This window comes from Pseudomonas sp. Marseille-P9899 (assembly GCF_903166565.1).
GTDB lineage: Bacteria > Pseudomonadota > Gammaproteobacteria > Pseudomonadales > Pseudomonadaceae > Aquipseudomonas > Aquipseudomonas huaxiensis.
In genome coordinates, this window is the sequence record NZ_CAESCG010000002.1 from 1,212,203 (window position 1) to 1,223,091 (window position 10,889).

The 10,889-nt window shown below is 58.0% G+C and carries 10 protein-coding genes; 2 read left to right on the plus strand and 8 right to left on the minus strand.

What is annotated here, in order from left to right; all coding sequences use genetic code 11:
• Window positions 1-124: 124 nt before the first annotated feature.
• From mhpE to mhpB, 5 genes are read right to left on the minus strand one after another with little or no spacing between them, the layout of a single operon-like run.
• On the minus strand, window positions 125-1,135 hold the full coding sequence (gene mhpE, locus HWV67_RS14880; protein WP_110973418.1) for a 4-hydroxy-2-oxovalerate aldolase: 1,011 nt from the start codon (window positions 1,133-1,135) through the stop codon (window positions 125-127).
• Between the two features lie 11 nt (window positions 1,136-1,146).
• Window positions 1,147-2,085: an acetaldehyde dehydrogenase (acetylating) gene (locus HWV67_RS14885; RefSeq protein ID WP_175651770.1), complete on the minus strand. Its 939-nt coding sequence runs from the start codon at window positions 2,083-2,085 to the stop codon at window positions 1,147-1,149.
• Between the two features lie 13 nt (window positions 2,086-2,098).
• A complete protein-coding gene (gene mhpD, locus HWV67_RS14890) occupies window positions 2,099-2,893 on the minus strand; it encodes a 2-keto-4-pentenoate hydratase (RefSeq protein ID WP_175651771.1) in 795 nt (264 codons plus the stop codon).
• A gap of 12 nt (window positions 2,894-2,905) precedes the next feature.
• Window positions 2,906-3,763 carry an alpha/beta fold hydrolase gene (locus HWV67_RS14895; RefSeq protein ID WP_175651772.1) on the minus strand — a complete coding sequence of 286 codons (858 nt, stop codon included), beginning with the start codon at window positions 3,761-3,763 and terminating at the stop codon, window positions 2,906-2,908.
• Window positions 3,764-3,785: 22 nt separating this feature from the next.
• Window positions 3,786-4,730: a 3-carboxyethylcatechol 2,3-dioxygenase gene (mhpB, locus tag HWV67_RS14900; protein WP_175651773.1), complete on the minus strand. Its 945-nt coding sequence runs from the start codon at window positions 4,728-4,730 to the stop codon at window positions 3,786-3,788.
• Window positions 4,731-5,103: 373 nt separating this feature from the next.
• On the opposite strand from mhpB, the gene HWV67_RS14905 reads away from it, so the two are divergent.
• A complete protein-coding gene (locus HWV67_RS14905; protein ID WP_175651774.1) occupies window positions 5,104-5,769 on the plus strand; it encodes a GntR family transcriptional regulator in 666 nt (221 codons plus the stop codon).
• Here HWV67_RS14905 and HWV67_RS14910 read toward each other — a convergent pair.
• The 3 genes from HWV67_RS14910 to HWV67_RS14920 are packed head-to-tail and all read right to left on the minus strand — an operon-like array spanning window position 5,764 to window position 8,408.
• Window positions 5,764-6,681 (minus strand): SphA family protein, encoded by a 918-nt coding sequence (locus HWV67_RS14910; RefSeq protein ID WP_175651775.1) that lies wholly within the window; start codon window positions 6,679-6,681, stop codon window positions 5,764-5,766. The two genes, HWV67_RS14905 and HWV67_RS14910, sit on opposite strands and share 6 nt — an antisense overlap.
• Before the next feature lie 29 nt (window positions 6,682-6,710).
• Window positions 6,711-7,244 carry a cupin domain-containing protein gene (locus HWV67_RS31725; RefSeq protein WP_175651776.1) on the minus strand — a complete coding sequence of 178 codons (534 nt, stop codon included), beginning with the start codon at window positions 7,242-7,244 and terminating at the stop codon, window positions 6,711-6,713.
• A gap of 48 nt (window positions 7,245-7,292) precedes the next feature.
• Window positions 7,293-8,408 (minus strand): alcohol dehydrogenase catalytic domain-containing protein, encoded by a 1,116-nt coding sequence (locus HWV67_RS14920; RefSeq protein WP_175651777.1) that lies wholly within the window; start codon window positions 8,406-8,408, stop codon window positions 7,293-7,295.
• A gap of 774 nt (window positions 8,409-9,182) precedes the next feature.
• On the opposite strand from HWV67_RS14920, the gene HWV67_RS14925 reads away from it, so the two are divergent.
• Complete coding sequence (locus HWV67_RS14925; protein WP_175651778.1) at window positions 9,183-10,886, plus strand: ShlB/FhaC/HecB family hemolysin secretion/activation protein; 1,704 nt, start codon at window positions 9,183-9,185, stop codon at window positions 10,884-10,886.
• Window positions 10,887-10,889 lie beyond the last annotated feature (3 nt).

The following is a 10,889-nucleotide window of genomic DNA, read 5'->3' on the forward strand; positions in this document are numbered from 1 at the left end:
GAGTTGAAGCTATGGGATTCGACAAGGCATACATAGTGGGCAGCTCTTATTGTTGTGATAGATCCCCCTCTCGGAGAAAGGGGGGTAGTACAGCGAACAGCTTGCGTGGAGCTGTAAGCGAACTTCAGCGTTTCAGCAGATCAAGGGCGACATCGACAATCATGTCTTCCTGGCCGCCAACCATTCGGCGCTTGCCAAGCTCGACCAGGATGTCGACAGCCTTGATGCCGTAACGAGCAGCGGCGACTTCTGCATGACGCAGGAAACTGGAGTAGACGCCGGCGTAGCCCAGGGCGAGGGTTTCACGATCAACGCGTACCGGACGGTCTTGAAGCGGCCGCACCAGATCATCCGCAGCGTCCATCAGTGCATACAGATCCGTGCCGTGATCCCAGCCGAGTTTTTCGGCAGCTGCAATGAACACTTCCAGTGGAGCATTACCGGCTCCGGCACCCATGCCGGCGAGGCTGGCGTCAATGCGGTCGCAGCCTTCTTCGACAGCGGCGATCGAGTTCGCAACGCCGAGACTGAGGTTGTGGTGAGCGTGGATACCGGTATGGGTTGCGGGATCAAGTACCGCCTTGACCGCGCGGAAACGGGCTCGGATGTCATCCATGTTCATCGCTCCACCGGAGTCGACGACGTAGATGCAAGTAGCGCCGTAGTTCTCCATCAGCTTCGCCTGTTGTGCGAGACCTTCCGGGGTCTGCATATGGCTCATCATCAGGAAGCCAACGGTGTCCATGCCCAGCTTGCGCGCATACTCGATGTGCTGCTGGGAGACGTCCGCTTCGGTGCAATGGGTCGCGACACGTACCACACGAGCACCGGCGTCATAGGCCGCTTTGAGATCATGGAGCGTACCGATACCCGGCAGTAGTAGCGTGGCGATCTTTGCGTGCTTCACCACATCGGCAGCGGCTGCGATCCACTCGAGGTCGGTATGGGCGCCGAATCCGTAATTGAAGCTGGAGCCCTGCAGGCCATCACCGTGAGCCACTTCGATCGAGTCGACCTTTGCCGCATCCAGTGCTCGTGCAATCGCTTGAACCTGGTCGAGCGAGTACTGATGGCGGACGGCATGCATACCGTCACGCAACGTCACGTCGGAGATATAGAGCTTTTTACCATTCATGTCTGCGCTCCTCAGGCCTTGCTCATCGACTGTGCCATGCGCTCGGCAGTGGCCAATGCGGCAGAGGTCATGATGTCGAGATTGCCGGCGTAAGCAGGCAGGTAGTGGGCGGCGCCCTCAACTTCCAGGAACACGGAAGTCTTCAGTCCACTGAATTTGCCTTGTCCTGGGATGTTCAGCGGAGCAGATTCAGGAATGACCTCGAACTGCACCTCTTGCTTGAGGCGATAACCCGGGACGTAGGCATGAACCGCGGCAACCATCTCAGCGATGGACGCTTCGATCTTGGCTTGGTCGGCGCTCTCGGAGAGTACGTAAACCGTGTCGCGCATCATCAATGGTGGTTCGGCAGGGTTCATGATGATGATGGCTTTGCCTTTAGCCGCACCGCCGATGACTTCGATTGCCTTGGAGGTGGTCTCGGTGAATTCGTCGATGTTGGCCCGGGTGCCGGGACCTGCTGATTTGGAAGCGATCGACGCCACGATCTCGGCGTAGTGCACTTTGGCCACACGAGACACGGCTGCGACCATTGGAATAGTCGCCTGGCCACCACAGGTCACCATGTTGAGGTTTTGTGCCTGAACATGTTCCTCCAGGTTCACCACTGGCACGCAGTAAGGACCGATAGCAGCTGGTGTCAGATCGATAACCCGGATGCCTGGCTTGTGCTGACGCAGGAGAGCATCGTTCTTGACGTGCGCCCCCGCACTGGTCGCGTCGAATACGAAATCGATACCTGCAAATTCAGGCATTTTGACCAAGCCGGCCACGCCCTCATGGGTAGTGCCTACTCCCATGCGAGCGGCACGCGCCAGGCCATCGGAGGCAGGGTCGATACCCACCATTACCGACATTTCCAGGTGCTTGGCATTACGCAGGATCTTGATCATCAAGTCGGTGCCGATGTTGCCGGAGCCAACGATGGCGACTTTACGTTTGGTAGTCATTTTTGAAACTCCATCATTCGACACTGAACGACACACCGACCCGGCCAAGACCTTCGATCTCGGCCTCGAAATGGTCACCTGGGTTAACACCAACCATCGGGCCCAATGCCCCGGTCAGGATGATGTCGCCGGCCTTTAGCGGCTCACCAAATTCCGCCATGGTTCGAGCCAGCCATACGGCAGCATTGAGTGGATGGCCCAGGCATTCGGCGCCACTACCTGAACTCACTACCTCACCATTTTTCGACAGATTCATCGTTGCACCTCGCAGGTCCAGGCCATCGATGCGACGAGCAGGACCGCCCAGCACGAAACAGCCACTGGAGGCGTTGTCTGCTACGGTGTCGGCAAACTTGATGTTCCATCCGGCAATACGGCTGCCCACGATTTCCAGCGCTGGAAGAACCCAGTCGATAGCTGCAACGACATCTGCAAATGTGGTCGATGCGCTTGGCAGGTCGTGTTTGAGAAAAAGCGCGATTTCTGCCTCGATCTTCGGCTGAAGCACACGCTCGAACGGCACAACTTCGTTGTCGCCGTAAGCCATGTCAGCGAACAAACAACCGAAGTCCGGTTGCTCGACGCCCAGTTGGGCTGGGACCTTAGGGTTGGTCAGACCGATCTTGCGACCAACAAGGCGCTGGCCATGGGCGATTGCGTACGCTTGGTTCAAACGCTGGATCGCATAGGCATGTTCCACATTGGTGGCACCGATAGCGTCACGCAGCGGCCCGATGGGTTCGCCCTTTCCTTCTGCCCGGCGTAAATCAGCGGCCAGGCGTTCAAGGGTCTCTTGTGTGGTATCCATGGATGACCTCGATCAGTGGGTGAGGAAATCAACAACCATGCGGTTGAACTTGTCGGCATGCTCCCACTGTGCCCAGTGACCGCATTTGTTGAAGACGTGCAGCTGGGAGTTCGGAATGCCGGAGACCAAGCGAAGGCCTGTATCGAGAGGAACGAAGCGATCGTTGCGGCCCCAGATAACCAGGGTCTCAGCTTGGATTTCGCCGAGGCGATGGCCAAAGTCAGGGAATTGCTTGAGGTTGGCTGCGAGGCTGGCGGTGAAGTTTTCCAGGTGGTCCTTGCGAGCAAGCATGTTGTTGAGACGTGCCTGGAACAGCTCTTCGGTGAGGTCGCTGGTGTCGAACACGAAGATGCTCATCATCTTCTTCAGGTTTTCGATCGTGGGTTCACGGTACAAGCCATTGAGCAGCTTGATACCCTCGCTCGGCATGGGTACGAACGGACTGACACCACCGGTACCGCCGCCCATGAGAACGAGTTTCCCCACGTGCTCTGGCCAGTTCAGGGCGAACGCAACCGCGGTGTGGCCACCCATGGAGTTACCCAGGATGTGGATCTTGTTCAGATCCAGTTGGTCGACCAGACCTTTCAGAACGCGTGCGTTCAGGTCAGAGCGGGAGCCGGTACTGATGATCGAGTCGCTTTTGCTCCAGCCCGGGCAGTCCATCAGAATTACGCGGTAACCGGCATCGACCAGAGGTTCGATGTTGCGGTTGAAGTTTGCCCAGCCGCTTGCACCCGGGCCCGAGCCATGAAGCATGACGACGGTCTCTTTGCCCTGACCGCAGTCGTTGTAATGAATGCTCAAGTCCAGTTCGCCATCTTGGATGCGAACGAATTTGCTGGTGGCTGATTCGGTAATGGCAGTCATGATTCTCTCTCCGTAAAAAGGGTTAGCGCTGGGAGCGCGCACTGATGGATCCGAAGCCTGCAATCCATTCAGGGATCGGCCGGTAGTAGCGGTCGGTTGTTGAGTAAGGACCGTGAGCGGAAAGCGCCGCGAAGGCGGCAACCCAGGCCTTGACCTCATGAGTTGATTTGCCGGCGATTGCCGAAAGGGACGCTGCGGTCACACCGTCGAGTTGGGCCAGATTGTTCTGCTCGACGATGTCCAAGAACTGCTGGTCCCATTCGGGGTTCAGCGGATGAAGGCTGTTTTGGTCTTCAACGAAGCGCTCAGCTGCACTGATAACTCGCTGGGTACGAGCTTCACGCTCATCTACAGGAAGGTTGCGTCCGCTACCCATCAGGCGATCCGCCATGCGGGCATCAACCTTGGCCAGCTCTGGTACTGGTGGTTGGTGCGAAAGCCCACCTGACCCCAGGAACAACACTCGCTTGTCGAGCTGTTGTGTGAAGTGTCCGACCGCTTCGCCCAGCTTGCGCACGCGCTCGAAGGTGGGCAGCGGAGGGGCCACGCAGTTCACGAAGACAGGGAGCACAGGATAGGTATCCAGTCCACCCAGCAGAAACTCCAACGGTTGGGCGAAGCCGTGATCGACCTGCATGCGATAGGAGACAGCGATGTCGATTCCAGAGGTCAGGAGGGATTCGGCCAAGGCCTCCGCGATTGGCTTCGGCACCGGCAAGGTGCCGGCCAAAGAGCCAAAGTCACCGATCGCTTCTGCCGCCATACCCAGGCAGAACGGTGGCATCACGTCGTAGAAGAAGCCGTTGTAGTGGTCGGGCGCGAAAAGTACGACGAGCTCCGGGGCGAATTCAGCGATTCGAGATCGGGCGGCTTGGACGATTCCACTCACCTCATCCAGCACGTCTTGAGGTGGGTCTAAATGACCGATCAGAGGGGTGTGCGACAGGCAATGCAAGAAAGCGCTCATGGATAAGGAACCTTTGCGTCGATGCCGAGTGCAGGCCGTCTCGCACTGGGCGGCATGTGCGTTCTCGGTGCGGCCTTCGGGCTGTCGAGAACGCCATGCAGGTAGATTTGTTGTTGTCTGCCGGATCATCATGCACGCTAGAATGCTAGCATGCAAGTTCATCTCTCGCCGCTCATCACCAAAGGCTTGCAAGGCTATCCAGGGCCAGCGCCGCTGCTCTGAACATTTCGCCGATTTCGAGAAGCCTCGATATTTCAGAATCAAGACAGATGACCACACAAGCGGCACCGCAGTTTTGGTTTACTATGAGAAATTCTAGAATGTAAGCCTCATAATCAGATCCACCGTGCGTAGCCCTAGGGAATGAAATTCAATGCAAGTGGCAAACAAAAAGACCGCTATTTACCAGCATATCCTTGAGCTATTGCTCTCCCGCCGTTATGCGTTTGGCCAGAAGATATTGGTAAAAGAAATTGGTGAAGAAACGGGGGTGAGTCGGCAGCCAATCATGACGGCGCTGAACAGCCTGCAAGAGCGCGGCTTTGTGGTTATCACTGCACAGGTGGGCTGTGAAGTAGTACATCCTACCCATTCCGACGTGGAAGATTTCTACGAGATGTTTGCCAACAATGAAGCACTGATCGCTGGGCTCGCTGCTGATCGTGGCTTGCCGGAAGAGGCTCTTCGGATGGCAGAGATCAACGACAAGATCAGGAATATCAATCCTCAACACAGCGATGCTTCTGAAAGCTACAGAACGCTGAACGTTGAGTTCCACCGGATGCTGCATTCGATGGCCAGGTCTCCCATTCTGTCGGCGCGCCAAATCGCTAACTTCGAGCTGTCCGATTTCTTCATCGTCCAGACCTGCGGCTTCCAGTCTCACCTTGGGGCTGCCACCGATGAGCACGACGAGATTGTGACTGCTCTTCGTACTCGCAATAAAAAGGCCGCGGCCAAAGCGGCGGCGGCCCATATCCATAGCATCGCCAAGGACGTGGCAGCGAAGATGTCCTCGGACGCAGAGCTGGCCCTATAACGGGAACGCGAACTCCAGCCACAGCGAGTCGCCCTTAGGCCCGTTTTTGACCGAGGTCTCATGCATCCACTTGAGGACTACTCCGGATGTCTGGTCAAAGGCATAAAAGACCTGCGGGCCTACCGCAAACTTGCGTAAGCGATTGCCATCTTCCAGCTCCACAAGATCAGAGCGGTCATCGGTTACCTGGTGGGTGTAGTACCCCACAAGACCCAGTTGCACTTTCGGATTGGACTCCAGGCGGTAGCCCAGTAGGTAGTCGATGTTGAAGATGTTGCCAGAGCGATAGTCAGTGTCATCGCTCTTGGCATTCACCGTGAAGGTGGGAGCAATCGACACTTCCCAATTGGGGCTAGGGAACCAGGTAAGGTCGAACTCCTGGGTGTAGCTGGCGTTCGGTGTGGGGCTGTTGGCCAGCTTGCTGCCGTCATAACTGCCCAAGGGCACAAACGCACTGAAACCGGTTAACAGGTGAAGGTTCTCGGAGGGTGAGTACCCGACGTAGAGTGGCGTCAGGTACAACTGCCGGAAGCCGGTATCTGTGTCGCTGTTCCCGAACGCTTCAACCTTGATCTTGTTAGCGGAGCCGATGACGCCGCTGCTAAGGGTAATTCCACTGTCGAGCTTTACATCCCACGTATGGACCACCCGCACAGCCTGGATAAAGTTTTCCAGCTTGAAGTCAGGGATGGCGGAGTCCCCGTGGTTATCACGATAGCTGTTGGCTTTATAGAATGCCGTGTAGCTGTACAGTGATGTCTGCCCTGGTTGGGGCAGAATTGCAGGAAGCACGGTTTGTACGCCCAATGGCCAAACCGTGTCGCCGTTTTCGCTTGAGTAGCTGGTCTCGGGCGCGAGCAAAGCCGATCCAATCGAGCTGACTAACGCAGCCCGAATTACATAACTTTTCATTATTGTTTTCCTATGTAGGTTTCAGCCGTTCAAGCACGCGCCCCGATCAAAACAAAGCAGACAAGCGCAGGCTCTGAACCGGGGTTTCTCCAGGCGTGTGTGTTTCCTTGTTGCACCACCACGTCGCCAGGGTTCAATTCTCTCGATTGCCCATCGTCAAGTTCGAGAATGACCGGTCCTTTGACGACAACCCCGTAATCGACAGTTGGGGTCGCGTGCATGCCCGGGCGCTGAGGGTCAAAGCACTCATAAAGGCCGATCAGATGACGCTGCTGCTCAATGTTGGCCTGCTCTGGATCGAAGGCGGTTGACTGGAAAATGCTGTCTGGGGGAAAACTGACCATCAGCAGCTTCGTTTCGCCCGGTCCAGGCAGTAGCGAGGTGGACGACTGCACCGGGTCGCTGAATCCCTCCGGGATAGACGGCTCCTGCGAAGTGCCCCAGACAAGTGATGTAGCGAAACCTGGTACATGTTTGTATTCGTAGGGGTGAGGGGCATTGCCATCAGCGAGGAATACCGACTTCCCGTTTTGTGTGCCTGCAACTACTCGTCTTGTTTTCATGCTCGAGCTCCAGATGCATGCGCCGCTCGCGAGGAACGGCGCTTCAGATCAGACCAGGCTTGGGTCGATTACGACGTTCGTGAAGCCACCTTTTCGGTCTTCCAACGAGTCCATCGCCTGATTGACCTGCTCGATCGGGAACACTTCCTGATCGAACACTGAAAGGTCGAGCGTTCCTGCAGCAGCCATTTCCGCCATGTCCTGCCCCTCAGCCACGGTGAACCACAGAGAGCCGATCACGCTGATTTGGAAGCACATCAGTTTGAACATCGGCACCGGAAGATCTTCGGACATACCGCCGATATCCACCATGCGGCCACCGCGGCGCAGTGCTCCAATGGCTTCCACAGTGATTGTATGGGGGGCTCCCGGGCCTACCGCATCAATGAAGACGTCAGCGCCCAGTTCTTCGGTGTGCTCACGAACCCAGTCACCTAGCGGCTGATCACCGTGCGACAGCGTGAAGATGCGGTCCGGGGCGATCGCCCGCACGCGTTCCAGAAGTTGCCGGTTACGCGCCAGAGCAAAAATCTTTGTGGCTCCCATCGCCAGAGCCAGCAAGACGGCGCCCAGGCCCAAGGTGCCTGTTGCCCCGCTAATGAGAACCGATTGGCCAGAGCACACGCCGGCTTTACGGAGGGCCGAGTAAGCGGTGCCCAGATAGCCAAAACGGCATCCTTGTTCAAAAGAAATCGCCTCAGGCAGTTTCACCAGGCCAGATGAGGGTGCAGTCATGTATTGGCAGAGACCGCCGTAGGGATATTCCTCAAACACTTCTTGTGAACCTGGCCCGAAGCCGAAGTAGCCCTGGAAGGTGTACGCAGTGCAGTTGATGTGTTGTCCGCGCAGGCACGCGTGGCAGGACCCGCAACTGCGGCCGGGGTTCACATAAACGCGATCACCGACCTTTATCCCGTGAACGTGCGGCCCAACGGCTTTGACGATGCCGGCAGCGTCCAGCCCGTAGATGACAGGCAGCTTTGGCAGCGGCAGGTAGGGGAACCAGGTTGGATAGCTTTCGATCACGTTACGAAGGTTCGGTACCAGATTGCACGCTTTGACCTCCACCAGAACGTCATGGACGCCGGGTGTTGGTACTTCGATCGAGTCGATCTGGAACGTTTTGCCTACCTGATGGAGGCGGGCAGCTTTCATCATGCTCATTTCTTGTTTTCCTTCTTATTGGGCTTCAAGCCATAACGCGGGTCTACTGTTCAAAGGGGGCGTGCGCACCTGCAGGCGCGTTCCGGAACTCTTTGATCGGTATGGGGATAAGCAGGGATTCGCTGGAAGCTAGGGCCAGCTGGGCCGCGGACCTGAGCAGGGGCCGCGCCAATGGAGAGGGTTTCACGCACGCAATGCTGACCATGATGGGCACCGCTTGATTTGTAGTTATGCTCAGATCATGCACTCTAGGATGCTAGCATGCAAGAGGTTCTCTGACGGCCAAAGAGCTTGGTCGTCCTTGACCCGTCCGGTTGCGTTACAGGGTTCATTGGTTATCGATTTGAGGTGTCTAGCACCAATAAATTCGGGGGATGGCTTGAGGCGGTGAGGGACCTACCGCTCATTCACCCCGACGAACACCGTCCGGCACGCCCGGGTCACCGGTACCGCTTACTCCCTCGCTGATGCCTGGGCCGCCTCGCGACGTCTCTTCAGGCTTCCGCTACTAATGGTTTGGCAGGCAGCAACGCATGTCGCTTGGTAGCAATCCGTATGTCGACCCATATGATGATGACTACACCTTCGCATGCGTTTATGCGCAGTGGCTGGCTTTCCATATGCTTGGGTGAATTGGAAGAAACAAGTCTGGCAGATTATTACGATTTCTTTGCATTTTTATGACAAATGCCAGCCTATTGACGCCATTTTCATCGCTATTTAATATCTCGCCGCCATTGATGGCATAGTGATATTGGAGTGGGATTTCGGATCATGTCTGTTCACCACCTCGCGATGAGGTTGTGCGTTGTGGCTTTGAGCCTTGGCGCCGCTGTATCGGCTCTTGCGGCCACCCCGGGCGAGCAAGACCTGATTCGTGATCGCCAGGACCGTCTGTTGCAGGAGCAGCAACGGCGTCTTGAAGAACTGCGCGAACTGCCCGGCAACCAAGCCCCGCCCGTTGCCCCCGAATCTGCGCCCGACACCCGCTGCTTCCCCATCGACAGCATCGAAATAAAAGGTGCCGACCGCCTGTCCCAGGCCGATCGCGAGCGCCTGGCCCAGCCTTATATCGGCCAGTGCCTCGGCGTGCAGCAACTCAACGAACTGCTCAAGGCCATCACCGATCACTACCTCGCCATGGGCCTGGTCACCAGCCGCGCCTACCTGCCGCAGCAGGACCTGAGCAGCCGGCACCTGGAAGTGCAGGTGGTGGAAGGGCGCCTGGAAGGCATCAAGAGCGGCGCCGACAGCGGCCTGTCGTCCCGGGAGCTGGCGATGGCCTTCCCCGGCGCGGTCGGTGAATTGCTCAACCTGCGCGATATCGAGCAGATGGTCGACCAGCTCAACCGCCTGCCGTCCAACCAGGCCAAGATGGAGCTGGTGCCCGGCACGACGGTGGGCGGCAGCACCGTGGAGGTCGGCAACACCCTGAAAAAGCCCTGGCGCGCCAACCTGTCGCGTAACAACGACGGCCAGCTTTCCACGGGCGAACAGCAATGGGGTTACGGCCTGGAATGGGACAGCCCATTGGGCCTGGCCGACCAGTTGATGCTGCGCGGCGGTCGTGACGCGGTCAGCGATCACCAGCGCACCTCGCACAGCGAAATGCTTTTCTACAACCTGCCCTGGGGATGGTGGAACTTCAGCTATTCCTACAGCCAGAGTGCCTACCGCTCACAGGCCGAGGCCAACACCTTCACCTTCAAGCAGACCGGCGACACCCAGAACCACCAACTGCGCGCCGAGCGGGTGATCCACCGCGACAGCCTGTCGAAAACCTCGCTGAGTACCGGCCTGGCCTACCTGCGCTCGAACAACTACATCGAAGACAGCCGCCTGGAAAACAGCAGCAACCGCCTGAGCGAGGCTCAGTTCGGCATCAACCACGGGCGCAGGATCGGCGGCGCGTTCGTCAACCTGGACCTGGGCGTGCAGCAGGGCATCGGCGCCTTCGATGCCCAGGCCGACCGCACCGCCAGCCCCGGCGACCCCGACGCCCGCTACCGCAAATACAGCCTGACCATCAGCTACCTGCAGCCGTTCCAGATCGGCGAAGAGACCTTCAGTTTCAGCAGCCTCGCCACCGGCCAGCGCAGCGAAGACCCGCTGTTCAGCCCGCAGCGCCTGAGCCTGGGCGGGCTGTCTTCGGTGCGCGGCTACAAGGACCAGTCCCTGACCGGCGACAGCGGCGCCTATTGGCGCAACGACCTGCGCTGGACCCGCCCGGTGGCGCTGGAATGGTTGCGCCCGGTGCTGGCCGAGTACGGCGCCAGCGTCGGCTACGACCAGGGCGTGATCCGCGGCGACCGCTACAACGGCGACCAGCACGGGCGTGTCTCCAGCAACGCGCTGGAACTGTTTGCCCGCGGCCAGCACCTGAGCGCCAGCGTGACCTTCGCCCATTCGCTGGAACGCCCCGACGTCATTACCGAGCGCGAAGCGCCCATTTATTTCCGCGTGGAGTTGCTGCTGTAACTC

Bases quoted from the DNA above. Each gene is read 5' to 3' on its own strand.
- mhpE (WP_110973418.1), bottom strand. From the start codon at position 1,135: ATGAATGGTAAAAAGCTCTATATCTCCGACGTGACGTTGCGTGACGGT.
- HWV67_RS14885 (WP_175651770.1), bottom strand. From the start codon at position 2,085: ATGACTACCAAACGTAAAGTCGCCATCGTTGGCTCCGGCAACATCGGC.
- mhpD (WP_175651771.1), bottom strand. From the start codon at position 2,893: ATGGATACCACACAAGAGACCCTTGAACGCCTGGCCGCTGATTTACGC.
- HWV67_RS14895 (WP_175651772.1), bottom strand. From the start codon at position 3,763: ATGACTGCCATTACCGAATCAGCCACCAGCAAATTCGTTCGCATCCAA.
- mhpB (WP_175651773.1), bottom strand. From the start codon at position 4,730: ATGAGCGCTTTCTTGCATTGCCTGTCGCACACCCCTCTGATCGGTCAT.
- HWV67_RS14905 (WP_175651774.1), top strand. From the start codon at position 5,104: ATGCAAGTGGCAAACAAAAAGACCGCTATTTACCAGCATATCCTTGAG.
- HWV67_RS14910 (WP_175651775.1), bottom strand. From the start codon at position 6,681: ATGAAAAGTTATGTAATTCGGGCTGCGTTAGTCAGCTCGATTGGATCG.
- HWV67_RS31725 (WP_175651776.1), bottom strand. From the start codon at position 7,244: ATGAAAACAAGACGAGTAGTTGCAGGCACACAAAACGGGAAGTCGGTA.
- HWV67_RS14920 (WP_175651777.1), bottom strand. From the start codon at position 8,408: ATGAGCATGATGAAAGCTGCCCGCCTCCATCAGGTAGGCAAAACGTTC.
- HWV67_RS14925 (WP_175651778.1), top strand. From the start codon at position 9,183: ATGTCTGTTCACCACCTCGCGATGAGGTTGTGCGTTGTGGCTTTGAGC.